The organism is Caballeronia grimmiae (assembly GCF_022879615.1).
Classification (GTDB): Bacteria; Pseudomonadota; Gammaproteobacteria; order Burkholderiales; family Burkholderiaceae; genus Caballeronia; species Caballeronia grimmiae.
This window is the reverse complement of record NZ_CP084273.1, coordinates 267,342-288,372: the sequence shown is the minus strand read 5'-3', so window position 1 is coordinate 288,372 and position 21,031 is coordinate 267,342. Positions and strand designations below refer to the sequence as shown.

Genomic DNA, 21,031 nt, shown 5'->3' with positions numbered 1-21,031 from the left:
GGCGGGCTCAGGTATTGGTCGGCTCGCCCGGATCTTCGACGCCTTTCTCGATGTTGTCCTTCTGGTCGGCGTAGTCCTTGCGGCTCGCGCCGTTCGTGATTTCGACGTCACCCTTTAGCTTGCGTTCTTCGTCGCCGGTCACGGTGCCGATGGCCGTATCGACCCAGCCTTTGACCTGCTCCTTGATGCCGTCCGTCTTGTCCTTGTCCATGTGCGCTCCTTCGAGAGAGAAGTGATTCGCACAGAAAGGACGCAACCGTTATGCCCGGCTCAAGCGAGCGGGACGATTTCCTCTCGCGAAATCGTCCCATGTCCTCAAGCTGCAACTCATGGTCAAGGCTTCAGACGGCGCATAGGTTAGCAAGGGCGTCGCGCGTCATTAAGGCAGCGATCCGTAAGGCACCTCTGCAGATGCAGCATGAATAACGTCGCCCGTGCGCAACGCCGGATCGACGCTGCATGACGCGCCAAAGGCCGGTAAGCGACTGAGTTGAAACGTATATAAGTGTTCGGACTACTGCTATTTCTGTTTTAGCAAAGGATTCTTTCCGACGAATCCACTGAAAAAAGGGCGACGCGTTTGAAGCAGTCACATAAAGTGTGTCCGGTTTCTTGGGGCAAGCGCCGCATCGCCTTGAGAAGCCTTTGCTCTACTAGGACACATAGCAACCATGAAAAAAACTCTCCTCATCGCGGGCGTGCTCGGCGCCTTCGCTGCATCGGCTCAGGCGCAAAGCAGCGTCACGTTGTACGGCATGCTCGATGCCGGCCTCGTGTACACCAACAACTCCGCAGGTCACAGCAACTGGCAGCAAGGCAGCGGCACCGTTTCCGATACGTACTTCGGCCTGCGCGGCAGCGAAGACCTGGGCGGCGGGTTGCACGCGCTCTTCAGACTGGAGAGCGGCTTCAACCTGAATAACGGCGGCTTCGACGGCGACGGCATGTTCAACCGTCAGGCTTACGTCGGCTTGAAGAGCGACCAGTTTGGTACGGTCACGCTGGGCCGTCAATACGACTCGATGGTCGACTTCCTCGCGCCGCTGTCGGACGCAGGCGCCGGCTACGGCAACAACCTGGCCGCTCACCCGCTCGACAACGACAACCTCGACAACTCGATCTCGGTCAAGAACTCGGTCAAGTACCGCAGTGCGAATTACGCCGGCTTCACATTCGGCGGCCTGTATGGCTTCAGCAACCAGGCTGGCCAGTTCGCCAACAACCGCGCATGGAGCGCGGGCGCATCGTATAGCAACGGCCCGTTCAACTTCGCCGCGGCTTACCTGCAGACCAACACGTCGCGCAACGGCAACACGAACGGCGCGGTGTCGGCAGGCGACAGCAACAAGACGAACCTGACCGCCGACCTGCAGCGCACGTTCGGCGCTGGCCTGAACTACACGTACGGCCCGGCGACCGTCGGCTTCGTGTGGACCAACACGCACTACGACAACCTGATCGCGGCCTCGCAAGGCGGCGCATCGCTCGTCATTCCGTCGGGCTCGAACCTGCATCTGAACAACTTCGAACTGAACGGCCGCTATGCACTGACGCCGGCACTGAACCTCGATGCAGCGTACACGTACACCGACGGCAAGCTGAGCGGTTCGAACGGCTCGGGCGATCCGAAGTGGCATACGGTGTCGCTGCAAGCGGACTACTCGCTGTCGCGCCGCACGGACGTCTACGTCGAAGGCGTCTATCAGCACGCATCGGGTCAACTGGGCGATGCAGGCGCGAACGTCGCGATGATCAACACGCTGTCGCCGTCGACCACGCAGAACCAGGTCGCCGCAACGGTGGGTCTGCGTCACCGCTTCTAAGCACGTTTCTCGCTGAAGCAAGAACGGCCGCGATCGTTACGATCGCGGCCGTTTCCATTTGCGGCGTGAGGCGCTTACTTCTTGTCCTGCAGCGAACGCTTCACGAGCTGTTCGATGTCGTGCCCGGTGCCGCCCGTGCCCGCGGCGAGCCGCGCGAGCGCGGAGGCGGCCGTATCGCGCCGCACGCCGCTTTCGGGGCGAAGGTGCTTCGGCAGCGCCATGAAGAAGGTCGCGCCTTCGTTCAGCACCCCTTCGGCCCATACCTTGCCGCCGTGCCGCTCGATGATGCGCCGCACGTTCGCGAGCCCGATGCCCGTCCCCTGAAACTGCTCGTTGACATGCAGACGCTGGAACACGCCGAAGAGCTTGTCGACGTATCGCATGTCGAAACCCACGCCGTTATCGCGTACGAAATAGACGGTGTGTCCGGTCAGTTCGCCCGTGCCGTCGTGCGCGCCGATCTCGATCGCCGGCTGCTCGCGCGGCGCACTGAACTTCACCGCATTGGCGATGACGTTTGCGAACGCCACGTGCAGAAACACCTGATCGCCTTCGATGGACGGCAGCGCATCGACCGACCAGCGCACGCGCGACGAACTCTCTTCGTCGATATCGTTCTGGATGACGGCATGCACGAGCGCATGCACATCCACGTTGTGCGGACGCAGCGCGGCGCGGCCGAGTTGCGCGAACGAAAGAAGATCGTCGACGAGACGGCCGCCGAAGCGCGCCGACGTGACCACGCGTTCGAGATAGCCGCGTCCGCGGTCGGAGAGCTTGTCGCCGTCGATCTGACGCAGCAGATCGGCGAAGCTCACGATATGCCGCAGCGGGGCGCGCAGATCATGCGACACCGTGTACGAGAATCCTTCGAGTTCGTGATTGGCGCGGCCAAGCTCCGTCGCGAGTTGCGCGATCTCTTCGGCGCGGCGCAAGACGATGCCCAGCATCGCCGCGCGGAATTCCAGCGCGATCTCGCGTTCGGCGGCGCGCCACGGCAGCGAGCGATTGCGCACCACGTCGGTCCACGTGTCGAAGCTCACGCGCGGCGAAAGCGAACTGGCGAGCGACGTGAGCTTTGCACGCGGATCGCCGGCCCATTCGATCGTCTGCACGACCTCACGCCGAAACCACACCACGTAGTTGCGATACACCTTCGAAATGGATACCGCGAGAAAGCCCGCGATATCCGGCGAGTCTTGCAGCACCGCACAGTCTTCCGACGCGCGATCCGACATTACGACGTCTTCACTCTGATGATCGAGCCAGTCCACGAGCGCGTTCACGCTTTGCTCATCCGGCGTCACGCCGATCAGCGACGTGCGTCCTTCGAAGATCACCGCTGCGCCCGATGAACGCGTGAAGCCGAGCAGATCGGGGGCATCGTCGACGAGCGCCTCGACGAAGCTGTCCGTGTTCGCCATCGACGAAAGCAGCTTCGACAGCATGCGCCGCAATTCCAGCCGATATTGCGATTCAGACTGTGTCTCGCGCGCTTCGAGCTGCAACGAAACGATCTGCGCGACGTGCTCGCATGCGGTGCGGACTTCGAATGGCGGCAGGCGCGGCGTCGCGTGATGACAGGAGATGAGGCCCCACAGCTTGTCGTCGACGAGAATGGACATCGACATGGATGCAAGCGTGCCCATGTTGCGCATGTACTGCAAATGCACCGGCGAAACACTGCGCAACGACGCGTAGGTGAGATCGGTCGGCCGGCCCGTATGCGGATGCAGCGGCGGCACGAGCGGCGCGGCTTCGTAATGCGCGTTCGAGATCAGGCGGATCGGGTTGCGTCGATACAGCTCGCGTGCCTGAGCCGGAATGTCCGATGCCGGGAAGTACTGGTTCAGGTACGACGGATAGCCCGGCTGGATCGCTTCCGCCAGCACGTGGCCGTGGCCTTCTTCATCGAACTGATAGACGAGCGTGCGGCCGAAGCCCGTGATGCGCTGAATTTCCGTCGCGGCGAACCGGCAAATCTGTTCGACCGTTTGCATGGACTGCACTTCGGTGACGAAGGAGCGCACGAGCGGATACATCGTCGAGAACGGGTCGGCGGTGTCCTGCGCGGGCTCGACCTCGACGAACAGCAAGCCTTCGTGCCGATGCACGACAACCGCGAGCGGTCCGGTATGCGCCCATCCGTCGATACGCACGTTGCCGACGTGAATCGCGGCGCCGTCGCGCGTCAGCTCGGCAAGCCGCGCCAGCGCGCGTTCGCTTGCCTGTTCGCCGAGCAGGGTCGATAGCGGCTGCCCGAGACACGCATGCGGTGCGATGCGCGCAACCAGTTCGATGTTGCCGCTGACCTGAAGCACGACGCCTTCCGCGTCCACGCTGATGAGTACGCCGTGCGGCTGGATGCCGCCCGGAATGTGGATCGGTTCGCGAGCGCATTCGGCGAAAGCGGATACGTCGATAGCGCCGGTGGCGGTTGTCGCTGAAGGGGTGGTTTTGTCGATCATCGTCGGGAAGAGGCGTCGCGACAGGAACTCCATGCGCGAGACGTGGCAGTGTGCACGATTTATGCGGTGAGCGTGCACCAAATGTCATGCAGCCGACACCGCGCCCCCGACGATATTGCCGTGTCCATGTTTCGTCTGAGAGCCCGTCTCACGACGAGCCCTCCGTCGACCATCGTTCATACGATCTTGCCCTGTCCCGAGCCGAGGTCCACGCCGGTTGCCGGATCGGCGGCGGGATTGGACTCGGTGCGCGTCGCGAAGCTGGCGAGCGCCTGCTCTTCCGCCGCGCTGACATTGACGCTCGCGGTGCCATCGCCGCCATCGACGGCCGGCTGCGGCTGCTCGACATACTGCCAGTCGCCGCCTTCGTTCCACGGGCCGCGCATGTCATCGCCTTGTGACATGTTGAAGTACACGCTCGTGAACTCCGGCTTGCCCGGCAGCTTGCCTTGCGGGAAGTTCGGCTGAATCGAATGCAGCGCCTTTTCGAACGACTTCTGATGCGCGATTTCGCGGGTCATCAGGAAGCCGAGCGCATCCTTGATGCCGGGGTCATCCGTGACGTTGATGAGACGCTCATACAGGATCTTCGCGCGTGCCTCGGCCGCGATGTTCGAGCGCAGGTCGGCGGTCGGATCGCCGATGGTGTCGATGTACGCCGCCGTCCAGGGCACGCCCGCGGAATTCGTGAGCGGCGAGCCTGCGCCGAAAAGCAGGGACGTGGTATGCGAATCGTTACCGTTGCTCGTGATCGTGCGATACAACTCCGCTTCTCCCTCGACGGCTTCGGCAAGCGTGCCCTTCGCGCCCTTGTTGAGCATCGCGACGACATTGCCGATCACCTCGAGGTGGCTCATCTCCTCGGTGGCGATATCGAACAGCAAGTCCTTGCGGCCCGGATCGTCTTCGGTAACGGCTTGCGTAAAGTAGCGCATGGCGGCGGCAAGCTCGCCTTGTGGGCCGCCGAACTGTTCGAGCATGAGATTGGCGAGACCGGGATTCGGCGTTGAAACACGCACCGTGTACTGCAGGCGCTTGTTGTGAATGAACATGGCAGCCTCCTTGACTGTGATGTGAGAAACGCCGCCGTGTCGCGTGCATCGTCCGGCGGGCGCAATCATTCCGCAGCAGTGCCTATTCCCACGGCGTTTCAATTTGCCAATTGGGTCGATAGCCATCACGGCTCACGCGCTTTGCGGCGCGTTGCTGCAGTGCACGCCGTTGTGCGCGCGTTCGATATGCCGTCTGCGCTGCCTTTCACGGTTGCAAGACTTGCGTTGTTTGCGGTGCGGAACACGCGTTGCTTGAATCGGGCTACGGTCGTCGCTTGGTACGTCGAGCGAACGGACCCACGCGCGGCACGACTACTCACTCCCGCAGGAGGCAAGCAATGAAGGCGCTGATATGGCAGGGCAAGAAGGACATTCGATACGAAACCGTTCCGGACCCGGTGATCGAGCATCCGCGCGATGCGATCATCAAGGTGACGACGTGCGCGATCTGCGGCTCTGATCTGCACCTCTTCGACGGCTTCATGCCCGGCATGGAATCCGGCGACATCATGGGCCACGAGTTCATGGGCGAAGTGGTCGAAGTCGGCAGCGAGAACAGCGCGCTGAAGAAGGGCGACCGCATCGTCGTGCCGTTCACCATCACCTGCGGCGAGTGCGAGCAGTGCCGGCGCGGCAACTTCTCCGTGTGCGAGCGCAGCAATCGCAACAAGGATGTCGCCGACAAACTGTTTGGCCATACCACGGCGGGACTGTTCGGCTATACGCATCTGACGGGCGGCTATCCGGGCGGGCAGGCCGAATACGTGCGCGTGCCGTTCGCGGACAAGACCCACGTGAAGATTCCGGATGGACTCACCGACGAGCAAGTGCTGTTTCTCGGCGACATCTTTCCGACCGGCTGGCAGGCTGCGGTGCAATGCGACATCGAACCGACGGACACGGTGGCGATCTGGGGCGCAGGCCCCGTCGGCCAGATGGCGATTCGCAGCGCCGTGCTGCTCGGCGCGAAGCAGGTGATCGCCATCGACTGGGTGCCGGAGCGGCTCGAGATGGCCCGTGCGGGCGGCGCCATCGTCATCAATTTCAAGGAAGAGAGCGTGCTGGAACGCCTGCGCGATCTCACGCAGGGCAAGGGCCCGGAAAAGTGCATCGATGCGGTCGGGATGGAATCGCACGCAACGCGTTCCATCGACGCCATCTACGACCGCGCGAAGCAGGCCGTGATGCTCGAAACGGACCGCCCGCACGTGCTGCGCGAAATGATCTATGTGTGCCGGCCGGCGGGCACGCTGTCGGTGCCGGGCGTCTACGGCGGTCTCATCGACAAGATTCCGTTCGGCGCGTCGATGAACAAGGGGCTGACGTGGCGCATGGGGCAGACGCACGTGAAGCGCTGGACCGATGATCTGCTGCACCGTATTCAGGAAGGACAGATCGATCCGTCGTTCGTCATTACGCATACGCTGCCGCTGTCCGAAGGTGCGGGCATGTACGAGACGTTCCGCGACAAGAAGGACGGCTGTATCAAGGTCGTGCTGAAGCCTTGATGTTGATCGAGCCCGCGCGTCGTCCGGCGTGCGGGTGATTTGGTTTTCGTGCGTGTCGTACTCTCCGGTCGATCGCGTGAATGCGGCGATACCGCTGCCTCGACGCGCATACAGTCTCTTCCCCGGTTTTTCATCGCTAAGGGCCGGTCCTGCTTGACCGGCCACTTCCGTCGTGGTCTCCTTCGTTCATGCCGCCCGAGGTCGACGCGACCCTGGCCGCCTGCTACCGACGCAATGAGCCGATGAATCGATAACGGCAATCCGCTTCAACAGTCCTGAATCAAGAGCCTGAATAGCTTTCGCCGCCGACGCGCGGTAAGGAGCGCAAATGGCCAGGATTCTCTGGATGTCGGATGCACCCGACCGCCCCAGCGGCTTTGGACTCGTCACACGTGAGCTTTGCGCTTGCCTGCAAAGGCGCGGGCATGCGGTCACCGTACTGGGCTGGTGGACCGAAGGCGCCCGGCCGCCAACGGACGATCTGAACGTGATCGCCTGTCCGGTCAGTCCTGAAAGCTGTATCGAAGAACTGCGTCAGGCCATTCAGTCATTCCAGCCTAATGTGCTCGTTACACTCGGCGATGTGCCTTGGGTCTATTACCTTGCACAGCAATCCGTTCGAGATACGCTCGATGCGAGCGGGATAAGCTGGATCATCTACTATCCCGTCGACGGCACATTGCCCGATGGTTCCCTGCCCGACGCGTGGGTTCGCATTCTGGCGCAGGCGGACCAGCGCATCGCGATGAGCATGTTCGGCGTCGAATCGTCTGCGCGTTCAGGGATCGCCGCAGCGTACGTGCCGCATGGCTTCGATGAGCATCTATTTCGGCCGCCGCCCGACAAACACGCTGCCAAGCGCCGCTTCGATCTCGATGGAAAGTTCGTCATCCTATCCGATGCGCGCAATCATCGGCGCAAGTTGCTGCCGAGACTGCTCGATATCGTGAAGGCTTTCGCTTCGGGAAAGAACGATTTCGCGCTGCTGCTCAACACGAACATCGTCGCCGATGCCGAGCATGGCGCGTATCTCTACGATCTTCAGACAGACATCGACAGCCTCGGTCTTCGCGACATAGTCAAACTGGCGAATACGCACAGTTGCAAGGCATTGACAATGGATGAAGTGGCCAGCCTGTATCAGGCTTCCGACGTTCATCTGCTTTGCTCGTGGGGAGAAGGCTTCGGCCTGCCGACGCTTCAGGCGGCCGCTGCGGGCGTGCCGACCGTTGCGGGCGGCTTCAGCGCGACAAAAGAACTGGTGCAGCGTTGCGGAATGATCGTCGAGGATGCGGGAACCGTTGTCGATGAGTTCGGCATCGTCCGCCATTTCATCGACAGGGAATCGGCGGTGCGGGCCTTGGAGTCGTTGTATTCGGACGAGACGCTTCGAAATGATTTGAGCGCGAAAAGCATGGCGTTCGCGGGCGCGCTGACATGGAGCGCAGTCGCCATGAAGCTAGAGTCCATCGTCGAGTCATGCGAGCGCAGGACCGGTTGGAATGCGCCACAGCAGTGGTCGTTGAGTCATGTCGCCAGACCCACGGGCCACGACGCGACGTTCCTTCCGACGCCTACGATCACCGTTCCGGTGCGGCATGCAGTCCGTATGCCGCGCGCTGCCCCGATAGTCGTAACGTCGAGCGCGTTCGGCCGCGAACTGGCCCCGCTCGCTCGCCTCTTTCCGGGGCTGGTTATCGAGGACTGCGCGCCTGACGATGACCTTGGGTCGCTACTCGACTCGAGCGCAGTGGTGCTCGTCGTGGACCCGGAAGGGCAACTCGAAGTCGGCGCTGATTTGCGGTGTGCGCTCGCTGGCGTCAGTTTCATCGGCCCTAGCCCTTACTGGACGCAACTAAACGGCGATACCCTCCTGCTTCAAGCGCGTCTAGTGCTGACAGATCATCCGTTCGCGGCGGCACGCTGGGATCACGCACGAGTTGGCGCAAGCGCGACAGAGCGTGTAATCTGCCTGAGTCGATCGCAGGGCCTTGTCACCGCCTCAACCGGGAGCGTCGGATGGAAGGAGCCTTGAAGGAAGTAGGCAACCTCGCTGGAATGATCGGCAGCCGCGCACGACTTCTTATCCTCGGCGTGCTGACGCCCGGCTTTCTCCTGCTCTGCGAGGCATTGGCTGTCGTTTTCTGGACCGACATCAGCCAGCAAGGCGCGCTTATCGCGTGGCTCACGAAAAATTTCGGGTCGCAATCTTTTGCGCTGGCCCTGCTCGTCATGCTGGTGCTGGCCGTCTCGTACGTGCTCGGCTATATCTCGCGTGAAACCACCTTCGCCCTGAGCACGGCATGGCTGCGGCAGGGCTGGCGTCCGGCTCGTTATGTCAGCAAGATGCTCGAACAGATGCGCTTCATCTATGGAAGCGACAAGGTGGATAGCGTGATCGGCCAATACAAGGTTTTCGAACTGGCGAATCACGAAGCGGACTATAAGACTCACGGCCTCATCCGCCCCCCGGAGTTTTATGTGCGCGAGTATTGCAAGCTTTGGCTGCGCACAAAGGTTCCGGCGCTGTCCACCGATCACATGGAGGCGGAAATCAATCTCGTGATCGGGTTCATCGCCCCGGTTCTTTTCGTGGCGCCGTGCGTCGTTGTAAGACACGGACAGATCGGACCCTTCTGGACAGCGGCGACGGCGGTAATCGCCTTGCTGTTCGCAGTAAGGCTGTTCTACACTATCAACGGAGTTCGGGGCCAGGAGACGGAAGAGGCCATCATCAACTTCCTTTACGCTCACTGGGAAGGTCTTGCTGACAAGCCCAAGCCCAGCCTGAGAGTCTGCAAAGCCGCGTTGCCGCGATAGTTCGCAACGCACACGCAATCACGTGGTCAGACCGATGCATTGCCGTGGCCTAGACAAAAAGTGTTATAGGTATCCATCGCCGGGCGTCTCCCTCGACCATTTCAATCTGCGATAGAGGGCGCGCCAGTGGCGAAGTTCCAGATACCCGTTTCGCGAACGCGCTGGCGTTCCCGCAACCTTCATCGATGGTCGCCGCCATCGCGCTGGGCCATCTCCCGACGCGGCGCAGGCTCGCCGCGCGCAAGAACCGCGGGCTTACGCACTCCCGATCTCGATGACACCGTCGGCATCCCGCGCCTGAGCCCGGATTCGGCTGGCGAGCCCGCGCTTCCCGCATGGGACATATTCGGAAAACTAAGCAATGCGGGCGATGATCAGCCAGATCCGCAACGCGCCGTCTCGACATCGTTCATCAGCCGGGCGGGTGCGTCGGCGCTCGTCGTCATTTCCAACGATGGCGACATCGACAGTGCAAAGAACGGCGAAACAGGATTCTATGTCGACGACATGCGGATCGTGTCGCTGTTTCGCTTCCGGCTCAACGGCGCGGCTTGCCGGCTGCAAAGCTCCAGCACCGACTCGACGCTGTCGTATTTCGCGTTCACGTATTGCTCGGCGGCTCACGATCATATCGGTTTGACCGTCACCTATACGTTCGGCGAATCGGACCTGTGGATCAGCATGGAGACGACGAATAGCGGAAGCGGAATCGAAGACATATCCATAGACGTCGATTTCGCAGCCGACTTCTTCGATACCTTCTACGTCAGGTTCCCGCCGAAAGGCCCGCGAGGCACGCTCCATCCCGCGAAGCTCGGAACGTCCGGGCAGAGCGTGGAGTACGACACCCTGGACGGGCGGCGCTTACGCAGCGCAATCGAAGCATCGGAGCATCCGGTCGGCTCGCAAGCCGGAACGATGCGCTTTGCCAGAAGCCTGCAATCTGGCGAAACGTGGAAACTGGTCTTTCAGGCTGGAGCACAGGCATCGACCGTGGACGTGGAATCCTGGACGAAGGCCTGGGACGTCCTCAAACACAGCAGGCTTGCGGCGTTCGCTGGCGGCTGCAACGTCCGCTCCACGAATGCGGACGTGAACAATTGGGTCACGCGCGCCGAAGCAGACCTGTCGATCATGACCGTGACGCTGGACACTGGCCCTTATCCTGTCGCCGGATTGCCCTGGTTTGCGGTGCCCTTTGGACGTGACGGCCTCATCACCGGGTTGCAGACACTGCAGTTCAGCCCGCAAATCATGAAGGGCGTCTTGCTCCATCATGCGAAGTATCAGGCCACGGAGGTCGACACCTTCCGGCAGGCGTGGCCCGGCAAGACCATGCATGAAAGGCGTCTGGGCGAGACATCGAGAGCGAGGCTCAATCCGTTTTACTGCTATTACGGCAGCGTGGACACGACGATACTTTTCGTCATCTGCGTTCATGCCTATTGGGTGCGCTCCGGCGATGATGCTCTGCTGCGCAGCCTGTGGCCTCAGGTCGACCTAGCATTGCAGTGGATGAGCGACTACGGCGATCAGGACGGCGACGGTTTCATCGAATACGCAGCGGACCCGGGCCAGGGTCTCGCGAATCAGGGCTGGAAGGATTCGTGGGACGCGATCATGCACGAAGACGGTACGTTCCCTCGCGGGCCCATCGCTTTGTGCGAGGTACAAGGCTACGCGTATTCCGCCTGGCGCGCCGGATGCGAGATGGCAACCGCACTGGGCTTCCGGAAACGTGCCGGGTTCTGCGGTGCCGCAGCCGAAGTCATTCTCGCGCGCTTCGACGCGTCGTTCTGGCAGGAAGACAAGGGTTACTATGCGCTGGCGCTGGATGGCGACAAAAACCCGTGCCGCGTACGCGCTTCGAATATGGTCCATCTGCCGTGGTGCGACGTCGTTCCCGCGCACCGGGCGGCGTCGATCCTGGCTGATGCGCTCAGTGCGCCGCTGTTCTCCGGGTGGGGCATTCGTACCTTGGCGGAGGACGAAGCGCGCTATAAGCCCGACTTGTACCATCGCGGTCCTTGCTGGCCGCACGAAATGGCGATCGCTGCGTGGAGCGCAAGCAACGTGAGGTCCGCCGGAGCCGTCGAGAGCATTCTTTCCGCGACGCTCGAGACCGCAAAAGCGTTCAACTATCGCCTTCCCGAACTGTTTTGCGGATACGAACGCGAGGCCGGTGTTGCACCAGTCGAATACAAGTCGGCGAATCTGATTCAGGCCTGGACGGCCGGCATTCCTTTCTCGCTGATTCAGTCGGCGCTGGGCATCGTCGTCGATGGACGGACGTCGCACGTGACGATCGACCCCTTGGGCTTGCCGCCCGAGTGGGGCGACGTCACCGTCGAGAACGTTCAGGTCGGGGCAGGGTCGTTCAGCGTGAAGGTTTCGCGAGAGGCGTCCGGCAAGCATGCGGTGAAGATCGTTCGCAGCGAAGGCGCGACCTTCACCATCGCCGATAGCGCACGCGAGTGAGCATCGAAATTACGGATGACTGATTAGTCTATCGCGAGGGCCGCCCCCGCTGCGTCAACTCGATCACACATGCACTGAAGATGCGCTGCACCACGGCGCTGTCGTAGTCGAGTTCGTCGGCCTCAATCATCTGCTCGATGGCGCGGCGGCCGGCGTCGGTATCGAGCATCGGACGAAAGCGCGATGCAAGCGCCTGCGCCTTGACCGATAGCTTTGCGGTCTCGATCCAGTCGGCGGCGCGCTGATGCCGCTCCAGCCAGCGATGCGCCGCCCGCACCTGAAACGACGGATCGGGCCACGCGCCTTCGAGGTAATACGCGCCGAGAAAGCCGCATGTGAGCCAGCACAGGAGATGCACCCGATCGTCGGGGCCGAGTGGATAGCGGACTTGACTCATGATGGCGACAGCTTCGAACTTCCACGCGCGACGCTTTGAAGATAGCACGCCGCAGCGCCGGCGCGTGCCGCGCGTCAGTCCTCGTCGAACAAATCCCGGTACTTGTGAGGCTGCGAGCGCAAATACTGCTTCGGCGCCCGCACGTGCGCGCCGAGTTCCGCCGCCGCGTGCCACGGCCAACGCGGGTCGTAGAGCGCGGTGCGGGCCAGCGCGATCATGTCGGCGTCGCCCGTGCCGATGATTCCCTCCGCCTGCTCGATGCCCGTTATCAGCCCGACGGCCACGACCGGCATTTTCACCGCCGCCTTGACCGCCCGCGCAAGCGGCACCTGATAGCTCGGACCGACAGGAATCTGCTGCGCGGGATCGAGTCCGCCGCTCGACACGTGGATCGCATCGCAGCCGCGCGCGTCCAGCGCCCGCGCGAACGCAATCGTCTGCTCGATGTCCCATCCGCCATCGACCCAATCCGTGCCGGATACGCGAATCGTCACCGGGCGGTCATCGGGGAACGCGGCGCGCACGGCATCGAATATTTCGAGCGGAAAACGCATGCGGTTCTCGAGCGAGCCGCCGTATTCGTCGTCGCGCCGGTTGGAAAGCGGCGATAAAAACTGATGCAGCAGGTAGCCATGCGCCGCGTGAATCTGAATCAGGTCGATGCCGAGCCGGGCGGCGCGCGCAGTGGACGCGGCGAACGCATCGCGGATGCGTGCAAGCCCCGCGCGATCGAGTTCGACGGGCGGCGTTTCGCTGGCTTCGAACGACACGGATGACGGCGCTTCGGTCTGCCAGCCGTGCGGATCATCTGGCGGAAGCTGCGCTCCGCCTTCCCACGGCACTTCCGTCGATGCCTTGCGCCCCGCGTGACTCAGCTGAATCGCGATCGGCATGTCGGACCAGCGGCGAATGCCTTTCAACGTCCGGTCGATGGCGGCTTCTGTCTCGTCGTTCCATAAGCCGACGTCCGCCCAGGTGATGCGGCCTTCCGGCAGAACGGCCGTCGCTTCTATCGTGAGCAGCGCCGCGCCCGACATGGCCAGTTGCCCGAGATGAATCAGATGCCACTCGGTCATGCAGCCGTCGTCGGCGGAGTACTGACACATCGGCGCAATGACGATGCGGTTCGCCAGTTCCAGGCTGCGAACGCGCGCCGGTGTAAAGAGTGCGGGTGGTTGTGCCACGTGGTTCTCCGGTTCGTTGCAGCGCCGCCAGCAAGACGACGCCGTTGCGTGAACGGCAGCAATCGCTATTCCGGCGCGTGAAGCAAAAAAGGCCGCTTCGTACGAATACGGAGCGGCCTTCAGCGTCACGGCGGACTACGTCAGAACGCGTGCCTCAGCGCCACGCGCGCGACGAACTGCTCCGAATTCGACGACACGCCTTGCGCGCCCGGAACGTATGCATGATCGAGCACCGAGTCCGTCGACGATCCCGCGATCTTCTGATACACGCCCTGCACATACACGTCGGTGCGCTTCGACAACAGATAGTCGGCCATCACGCCCGCCGAGTGAATCTTGGGCTTCACCTTGCCGGCGGTCGAATCGTAGGTTTCCATCGAATAGACATACTGCGCGCCGACGAACAGCGCGGGGCTGAACTGGTACTTGCCGTTCACTTCGAAGTTCTGATAGCGCAGATTCCGCAGCGTATTGCCTTCGGCGGCGAGCGATCCGCCGATATAGCCGTTCGTCACGGGGTCGCGATAACTCGCATTCGTGTACGCGAATCCCGCCGTGGCCGCGCCGAACGTGTAGTTGATGCCCGCGCCGAACACCTGCATGCGCTTTGCGACGAAGCTCGCGTCGTTGGCCGCGATTGCGCCGTTATCGGTCAGGCCGGGATCGTTCGCATGCAGATACGCCGCGCCCATTGCAAGGCCGCCATTCGCATACGATGCGCCCACGCTGTATTGCCTGTTATTCGCGAAGCTCGACGCGTTGCTGAAGCTATACGTGCCGCCGAACCTGAAGCCGCCGAAAGAAGGGCTCGCGTACTTGACCGTGTTGTTGACGCGGAACGAATTGTCCGTGTTGTCGTTGTCGAACGGATGCGCGAACAGATAACCGGCGAAGTTGCCGTTGGCCGTCATCGGTGCGAGATAGTCGACTACGGAATCGTACTGGCGTCCGAGCGTCACCGCGCCGAGCCGGGCGCTCTGCACGCCGACATACGCTTGCCGGCCGAACATGCGTCCGCCTTGTCCGGCCGCGCCATTGCTGAGATTCACGCCGCTTTCGAGCTGGAATACGGCCTGGGCGCCGCCGCCCAGATCTTCGACGCCGCGCATGCCCCAGCGGCTGCCCGACGCATAGCCGCTCGTCAGTTCGTACACGTCTTTCGACGCGACATTGCTCGTGTAGTCGATGCCTTCGTCGAGCACGCCGTATAGCGTGACGCTGCTTTGCGCGAAGACGGTGGAGGATGCGCAGCCAAGCGCCGCGAGCAATAAGGTTTTGATTCTCATGAGTGTCTCGAACTCTTCTACTTATTTAGGAAAGCTAGCTTCTAAAGAAAGTTGATCGATCGGCGCGCGCCGAGCGACGAATTGTGCTTCAGCCGTGCGTGTTCTTCAAAGGATTTAGTCGCAGGCCAAGCGTGAGTTTTTCGAATGCTTTGCCAGCGAAAACTTCGCTTGTCGTTGCAGCGCGAGGCGCGAAAGAATGGCCCGCCGCCTAGTGGACAAAACGCCGCAAGCCGGCCCGTCAACCGACAAGGAAGAATCGAGACGCATGAAGCCAGAACGCAATTTCGTGAACGGACGTTTCATCGAGCCCGCCGGCGGTGATATTGCCGCTGTCCTCAATCCGGCCACCGGCGAAGTGGCGGGGCACGTGCATCACGCCTCGCGCGACGAGGCGCTTGCCGCCGTCGCGCATGCTGCCGCCGCGCAAAAGGGCTGGCGCGCGACGACCGCCGCTGAACGCGCCGCGCACATGCGCCGCCTCGCGGATGCGATCGTCGAAGCGTCGGGCCGCATCGGCGCGGCGCTCGCGATCGAATCCGGCAAGAGCGTGGCGGATGCCACCAACGAAGCGGTCTATGCCGCCGAGATCACGCGCTATCACGCGGAATGGGCGCGCCGCATCGAAGGCGAAGTCATTCCGAGCGACACGCCCGATGAGAACCTCGTGCTGCATCGCGAGCCGATCGGTGTCGTCGCGTGTCTGATTCCGTTCAACTTCCCGATCTACACGCTGATGCGCAAGGTCGCGCCCGCGTTGATCGCGGGCAATACGGTCGTCGTGCGTCCGAGCAACAACACGCCGCTGTCGGCGTTGGAACTGGCGCGCGCCGTCGAACGCGCCGCGTTGCCGGCGGGCGTCGTCAATATCCTCGCGATGGATCACGCGGCGGCCGAAGCCGTCTGCACGCATCCGTCGGTCGGCATGATCACGCTGACGGGCAGCGTGTCGGCGGGGCGCAAGGTGCTTGAGTACTGCAAGGCGAACATTGCGAAGCCGTCGCTGGAACTGGGCGGCAAGACGCCCGCGATCATCGAGCCGGATGCGGACTTGCAGAAGGCGGCGCGCGAGCTGGTCGCCTCGAAACTCACGCATAGCGGGCAGCTTTGCACGGCCATCGAGCGCGTCTACGTGCACGAGCGCATCCACGATGAATTCGTCGGCCTGCTGAAGCAACAGATGCTCGCGAAGCAGATCGGCGCCCGCGCCGACGACGCCGCCTTCATGGGTCCCCTTGTGAACGCGGCATCGCGCGACGGCATCCATGCGATGGTCCGCCGCGCCATTGCAGCGGGCGCAACGCTGGAAACGGGCGGTGAAGTGCCCGCGCGACGCGGCTTCTTCTATCCGCCGACGCTGCTTTCGAACTGCCGCCAGGACATGGAGATCGTGCAGGAAGAGACTTTCGGCCCGCTGCTCGCGGTGCTCTCATACCGCACGCTGGACGAGGCGCTCGCGATGGCCAACGATCATCAATTCGGCCTGTCGTCCGTGCTTTACACGGAAGACTATCGCACCGCGATGAAGGTCGCCAACGGCATCGAAGCCGGCGAGCTGTACATCAACCGCACTCCGGCCGATCCGTATCAAGGCTTCCACGCGGGCTGGAAGCGCTCGGGCATCGGCGGCGATGACGGCAAGCACGGCATGCTCGAATTCACGCAAACCCGTCTCGTCGTCATGAAGTACTGACGTTTCCATCCATCATCAAAAGAACATGTGAAGGTCTGCACGGGCGGCGCTGCTGCCCGTGCCAACGGCCTGTCCAGGAGCACTGCCTTGTCTTCCAACCCAGCACGAACCAGCCAGAGCGTGGCCGCCGCGCCGCGCGAATCTTCCAGCGCGAGCCGCTATCTGCAGCTTGCGTTGCTCGTGATCGCCGCAGGCGCGATCTATCCGATTCTGTATCTTCGGCAGGTCTATCAGCCGACGATGCTCGAAGTCTTCCATATCAGCGAAGCGCAACTCGGCTATCTCTATTCCGCGCTCGGCATCATCTTTCTGGTGTGCTATCTGCCGAGCGGATGGCTCGCTGATCGCATCGCGCCGCGCATGCTCATTTCGTTCTCGCTGATCGCAACCGGCGCGCTCGGCGTGTGGTATTCGACGGCGCCCTCGTTCGCATCGCTCGTCGTCATTTTCGGCGGATGGGGCCTCACTACCGGCCTCACGTTTTGGGCGGCGATCATCAAGCGCGTGTCGATGATCGCTTCCGCCGACGAGCAGGGCCGCTTCTTCGGCTTCCTCGATGGCGGCCGCGGCCTCATCGAAGCAATGCTTGCGACGATTGCGATCGGATTGTTCGCGTGGGTCACGTCGACGCACGGCGAATCGAATGCGGCCGGTTTCAAGCTCGTCGTCTACCTGTATGCGTTCCTGTGCATCGCGCTCGGCGTGGTGCTCGGTCTGGTGCGCGATCCGCAAGCGGGCGTATCGGCGCAAGCAGCGCGCAAGGACAGCAACGTGTTTCACGATCTCGCCGCGCTCTTCAAGAACCGCGAGTTGCTGCTGCTCGCGGCCATCGTGTTCTGCGGCTATCAGGTGTTCTGGGCGACGTATAGCTTCTCGGCTTATCTGCACGAAAAGGAGATCGGCTTGTCGGTGGTGACGGCAGGCGCGATCACGACGCTCAAGCTCTGGATGCGCCCAATCGGCGGCGTCGGCGGTGGCTTTCTGGGCGATCGTTTTTCGAAGGTCTCAGTGCTCGTCACGGCGCTCTTCTGCGCGTCGGCGGCGCTGCTCGTGCTGATCGCGGCGCCGGCCATTGCCAGTCACGCGCTGGTCGCCGTGCTGGTCCTCTTCATCGGCGTGATGACGTACGCGATTCGCGGCCTCTACTGGTCGCTGCTCGATCAATGCAAGGTCCCCGCGCAGACGATGGGTCTCGCCATCGGCCTCGTCTCCGTGCTCGGCTATATGCCCGATACGTTCCTGCCGCTCGTGAACGGCTATCTGACGCAGAACTATCCCGGCGTGCTCGGCTATCAGATGTATTTCGGCTATGTCGCGTGCATGGCCGCGCTGGGCGGCGTCGCGGGACTCGTCTTCAAACACAGGATCAATCGCCAGGGAGCGCAACAATGAAAATCGCCGCACTGGAGACGTATATCGTCGCGGTTCCGCCGCCGCATATCGGCGGCATGTACTGGATCTTCGTGAAGCTGCGCACGGATTGCGGCATCGAAGGCGTCGGCGAGATTTATTCGGCGACGTTTCATCCGAAAGCGATGACGCACATCATCGACGATGTCTTCGATCGCTATCTCCTCGGCCACGATCCGCATCACGTCGAGCGTTTCTATCGCGAGGCGTATTCGAGCGGCTTCACGCAGCGTCCCGACCTCACGATGATGGGCGTCGTCAGCGGCCTCGAAATGGCGTGCTGGGACATCATCGGCAAGGCGGCGGGCAAGCCGGTCTACGAACTGCTCGGCGGCCGCGTGCATGAACGGCTGCGGTCCTATACGTATCTCTATCCGAAGAACAGCCGCGGCGAGTACGACTACGACGATCCCGATCTCGCCGCCGAATGCGCCGCGCAGAACGTCGCGCTCGGCTTTACGGCCGTGAAATTCGATCCCGCTGGCCCGTACACCGCGTATTCGGGACACCAGCTTTCGCTCGACGTGATGGATCGCTGCGAAACCTTCTGCCGCAAGGTGCGCGACGCCGTGGGCAGCAAGGCCGACCTGCTGTTCGGCACGCACGGGCAGATGGCGCCGTCATCCGCGATCCGTCTTGCCGAGCGTCTCGCCAAATTCGACCCGCTGTGGTTCGAAGAGCCGGTGCCGCCGGGACACGAAGCCGCGATGGCGCAAGTCGCGGCGAAGACGAGCATTCCGATTGCAGCGGGCGAACGCCTCACGACGAAGTACGAGTTCCACAAGCTGCTCGAAGCGCGCGCCGCGTCGATTCTGCAATTCAACGTCGGACGCGTGGGCGGCCTGCTCGAAGCGAAGAAGATCGCGAGCCTTGCCGAAGTCCATTACGCGCAGATCGCGCCGCATCTCTACAACGGTCCGGTCGGCGCGGCGGCCAGCGTGCAGATCGCCGCATGCTCGCCGAACTTCCTGATTCAGGAAAGCATCGGCACATGGGACGGCTTCCACGCCGAAGTGCTGAAGACACCGATTCGCTGGGAAGACGGCTACATCATTCCGTCGCGCGAGCCGGGCTTGGGCGTCGAACTGAACATGGACGTGGTGCGCGCGCATACCCCTTATACGGGCGATCGGCTGCATCTGCAGATGGCGTCGAAACCCTTCGACGTCAAAGACCTCGCGCCCGCCAAGGGCTGACGGCTAAAGACTCAACGCTCACGCAATCCAACATGAATCGTCAACAAGATATGGAATTCGACTACATCATCGTGGGCGCGGGCTCCGCAGGCTGCATTCTCGCGGACAGGCTGTCCGAGTCGGGACAGCATTCGGTGCTGCTGCTCGAAGCGGGCGGCGAGGATGCATCGTTCTGGTTCAAGGTTCCGGTGGGCTTCACGAAGACCTACTACAACCCCGAGTACAACTGGATGTACTACAGCGAGCCCGAAGCGCAACTCAACGGTCGCTCGCTGTATTGTCCGCGCGGCAAGGTGCAGGGCGGTTCCGGCTCGATCAACGCGATGATCTACGTGCGCGGCCAGCCGCACGACTTCGACGACTGGGCGCGTGCGGGCAATCGCGGCTGGGGCTTTCGCGACGTGCTGCCGTATTTCCGCAAGCTCGAATCGCATCCGCTCGGCGACACGGAGTATCACGGCGCGCAGGGCAAGATCAGCATCTCGCCGATGAAGGGCGCGGCGCATCCCATCTGCGAACGTTTCCTGCAAGGCGCGCAGCAGGCGGGCTATCCGCGCACCGACGACTTCAACGGCCCGCACTTCGAAGGCGCGGGCGTCTACGATGTCAACGCGCGCAACGGACAGCGATCGTCGAGCAGCTTCGAGTACCTGCATCCGGCGCTCGGGCGAAAAAATCTGCGCATCGAGCGCAACGTCACGGTGCATCGCGTGTTGTTCGACGCGAACAAGCGCGCGGTCGGCGTGCTTGCCTCGCGTGGCGGCGAGTCGCTCCGTTTCGGGGCGTCGCGCGAAGTGATCCTGTCGGCGGGTGCGGTCGATTCGCCGAAGCTCATGCAACTCTCCGGCCTCGGCGATGCCACGCTCCTCGCGCAACACGACATTCCGCTCGTGCATGAACTGCCCGCTGTCGGCAAGAACCTGCAGGATCATCTGTGCGTGAGCTTCTACTATCGCGCGACGGTGAAGACGCTCAACGACGAATTGCGCTCGCTCATCGGCAAGGTGAAGGTGGGCTTGCAATATCTGTTGACGCGCACGGGGCCTTTGTCGATGAGCGTGAATCAGGCGGGCGGCTTCTTCAAGGGCGATGCCCGCGAGGCCGAGCCGAATCTGCAACTGTATTTCAACCCGCTGTCGTATCGCATTCCGAAGAGCAGCAAGGCGCAGCTCGTACCGGAGCCATACTCGGGCTTCCTGCTGTGCTTCAACCCGTGCCGGCCGACGAGCCGCGGGTCCATCGAGATCGCGTCGAACCGCGCGGAAGATGCAGCGAAGATTCGCATCAACGCGCTCACGACCGAGAAGGACTTGCGCGAAGCGGTGCAGGGCAGCAAGCTGATTCGCCGCATCATGCATACGGAGGCGCTGCGCCGGATCACGGCCGAGGAGATATCGCCGGGACCGGATGTGACGAGCGATGAAGCGCTGCTCGCGTACTTCCGCGACCAGTCCGGCTCGATCTACCACCTGTGCGGATCGTGCGCGATGGGACCGGACGCGCGCACCGCCGTCGTCGATGACCGGTTGCGCGTGCATGGCGTGGCGGGCTTGCGGATCGTCGATGCGTCCATCTTTCCGAACATCACGTCGGGCAACCTCAACGCGCCGACGATGATGGTCGCGGAGAAGGGCGCGGATATGATTCTCGAGGATGCGCAGGCGACGGCGACGCAAGCCGCCGAACTGGCGGCAGCGTGATGCCGGTGTGCATGGTCCG

The 21,031-nt window shown here is 62.5% G+C and carries 15 protein-coding genes; 9 read left to right on the top strand and 6 right to left on the bottom strand.

What is annotated here, in order from left to right; translation table 11 throughout:
* Positions 1-7: 7 nt before the first annotated feature.
* Complete coding sequence (locus LDZ21_RS20560; protein ID WP_035959991.1) at positions 8-211, bottom strand: CsbD family protein; 204 nt, start codon at positions 209-211, stop codon at positions 8-10.
* Between the two features lie 460 nt (positions 212-671).
* On the opposite strand from LDZ21_RS20560, the gene LDZ21_RS20555 reads away from it, so the two are divergent.
* Positions 672-1,823: a porin gene (locus tag LDZ21_RS20555; RefSeq protein ID WP_244796534.1), complete on the top strand. Its 1,152-nt coding sequence runs from the start codon at positions 672-674 to the stop codon at positions 1,821-1,823.
* A 74-nt stretch (positions 1,824-1,897) separates the two neighbouring features.
* Here LDZ21_RS20555 and LDZ21_RS20550 read toward each other — a convergent pair whose 3' ends face one another.
* Complete coding sequence (locus LDZ21_RS20550) at positions 1,898-4,291, bottom strand: ATP-binding protein (protein ID WP_404980724.1); 2,394 nt, start codon at positions 4,289-4,291, stop codon at positions 1,898-1,900.
* 176 nt (positions 4,292-4,467) lie between these two features.
* Entirely contained in the window at positions 4,468-5,343 is an 876-nt protein-coding gene (locus LDZ21_RS20545; protein WP_244796532.1) for a manganese catalase family protein, read from the bottom strand.
* A 338-nt stretch (positions 5,344-5,681) separates the two neighbouring features.
* Between LDZ21_RS20545 and LDZ21_RS20540 the strand changes: the two genes are divergently transcribed.
* From LDZ21_RS20540 to LDZ21_RS20525, 4 genes are all read left to right on the top strand, one after another.
* A complete protein-coding gene (locus LDZ21_RS20540; RefSeq protein ID WP_035960002.1) occupies positions 5,682-6,851 on the top strand; it encodes a zinc-dependent alcohol dehydrogenase in 1,170 nt (389 codons plus the stop codon).
* Positions 6,852-7,179: 328 nt separating this feature from the next.
* Entirely contained in the window at positions 7,180-8,886 is a 1,707-nt protein-coding gene (locus LDZ21_RS20535) for a glycosyltransferase family 4 protein (RefSeq protein WP_244796531.1), read from the top strand.
* A complete protein-coding gene (locus LDZ21_RS20530) occupies positions 8,883-9,671 on the top strand; it encodes a hypothetical protein (RefSeq protein WP_244796530.1) in 789 nt (262 codons plus the stop codon). Before LDZ21_RS20535 ends, LDZ21_RS20530 begins: the two co-directional genes overlap by 4 nt.
* Before the next feature lie 126 nt (positions 9,672-9,797).
* Positions 9,798-12,149 (top strand): glycogen debranching N-terminal domain-containing protein, encoded by a 2,352-nt coding sequence (locus tag LDZ21_RS20525; RefSeq protein ID WP_244796529.1) that lies wholly within the window; start codon positions 9,798-9,800, stop codon positions 12,147-12,149.
* A gap of 28 nt (positions 12,150-12,177) precedes the next feature.
* Here LDZ21_RS20525 and LDZ21_RS20520 read toward each other — a convergent pair whose 3' ends face one another.
* From LDZ21_RS20520 to LDZ21_RS20510, 3 genes are all read right to left on the bottom strand, one after another.
* Positions 12,178-12,546 carry a hypothetical protein gene (locus LDZ21_RS20520; protein ID WP_244796528.1) on the bottom strand — a complete coding sequence of 123 codons (369 nt, stop codon included), beginning with the start codon at positions 12,544-12,546 and terminating at the stop codon, positions 12,178-12,180.
* 74 nt (positions 12,547-12,620) lie between these two features.
* Positions 12,621-13,730 (bottom strand): NADH:flavin oxidoreductase/NADH oxidase, encoded by a 1,110-nt coding sequence (locus LDZ21_RS20515; protein ID WP_244796527.1) that lies wholly within the window; start codon positions 13,728-13,730, stop codon positions 12,621-12,623.
* Positions 13,731-13,870: 140 nt separating this feature from the next.
* Complete coding sequence (locus LDZ21_RS20510) at positions 13,871-15,016, bottom strand: porin (protein WP_244796526.1); 1,146 nt, start codon at positions 15,014-15,016, stop codon at positions 13,871-13,873.
* A gap of 265 nt (positions 15,017-15,281) precedes the next feature.
* On the opposite strand from LDZ21_RS20510, the gene aldA reads away from it, so the two are divergent.
* From aldA to LDZ21_RS20490, 4 genes are all read left to right on the top strand, one after another.
* Positions 15,282-16,706: an aldehyde dehydrogenase gene (gene aldA, locus LDZ21_RS20505; RefSeq protein WP_244796525.1), complete on the top strand. Its 1,425-nt coding sequence runs from the start codon at positions 15,282-15,284 to the stop codon at positions 16,704-16,706.
* An 87-nt stretch (positions 16,707-16,793) separates the two neighbouring features.
* Positions 16,794-18,098 carry an MFS transporter gene (locus LDZ21_RS20500; protein ID WP_244796524.1) on the top strand — a complete coding sequence of 435 codons (1,305 nt, stop codon included), beginning with the start codon at positions 16,794-16,796 and terminating at the stop codon, positions 18,096-18,098.
* On the top strand, positions 18,095-19,312 hold the full coding sequence (locus tag LDZ21_RS20495) for a mandelate racemase/muconate lactonizing enzyme family protein (RefSeq protein WP_244796523.1): 1,218 nt from the start codon (positions 18,095-18,097) through the stop codon (positions 19,310-19,312). The genes LDZ21_RS20500 and LDZ21_RS20495 overlap by 4 nt, the downstream gene beginning before the upstream one ends.
* A gap of 50 nt (positions 19,313-19,362) precedes the next feature.
* Positions 19,363-21,012 (top strand): GMC family oxidoreductase, encoded by a 1,650-nt coding sequence (locus LDZ21_RS20490; protein WP_244796684.1) that lies wholly within the window; start codon positions 19,363-19,365, stop codon positions 21,010-21,012.
* The last annotated feature ends 19 nt before the right edge of the window (positions 21,013-21,031 follow it).

Excerpts from the sequence above, each read along its gene's own strand:
- LDZ21_RS20560 (WP_035959991.1), bottom strand. The coding sequence starts at position 211 with ATGGACAAGGACAAGACGGACGGCATCAAGGAGCAGGTCAAAGGCTGG.
- LDZ21_RS20555 (WP_244796534.1), top strand. The coding sequence starts at position 672 with ATGAAAAAAACTCTCCTCATCGCGGGCGTGCTCGGCGCCTTCGCTGCA.
- LDZ21_RS20550 (WP_404980724.1), bottom strand. The coding sequence starts at position 4,291 with ATGATCGACAAAACCACCCCTTCAGCGACAACCGCCACCGGCGCTATC.
- LDZ21_RS20545 (WP_244796532.1), bottom strand. The coding sequence starts at position 5,343 with ATGTTCATTCACAACAAGCGCCTGCAGTACACGGTGCGTGTTTCAACG.
- LDZ21_RS20540 (WP_035960002.1), top strand. The coding sequence starts at position 5,682 with ATGAAGGCGCTGATATGGCAGGGCAAGAAGGACATTCGATACGAAACC.
- LDZ21_RS20535 (WP_244796531.1), top strand. The coding sequence starts at position 7,180 with ATGGCCAGGATTCTCTGGATGTCGGATGCACCCGACCGCCCCAGCGGC.
- LDZ21_RS20520 (WP_244796528.1), bottom strand. The coding sequence starts at position 12,546 with ATGAGTCAAGTCCGCTATCCACTCGGCCCCGACGATCGGGTGCATCTC.
- LDZ21_RS20510 (WP_244796526.1), bottom strand. The coding sequence starts at position 15,016 with ATGAGAATCAAAACCTTATTGCTCGCGGCGCTTGGCTGCGCATCCTCC.
- aldA (WP_244796525.1), top strand. The coding sequence starts at position 15,282 with ATGAAGCCAGAACGCAATTTCGTGAACGGACGTTTCATCGAGCCCGCC.
- LDZ21_RS20495 (WP_244796523.1), top strand. The coding sequence starts at position 18,095 with ATGAAAATCGCCGCACTGGAGACGTATATCGTCGCGGTTCCGCCGCCG.
- LDZ21_RS20490 (WP_244796684.1), top strand. The coding sequence starts at position 19,363 with ATGGAATTCGACTACATCATCGTGGGCGCGGGCTCCGCAGGCTGCATT.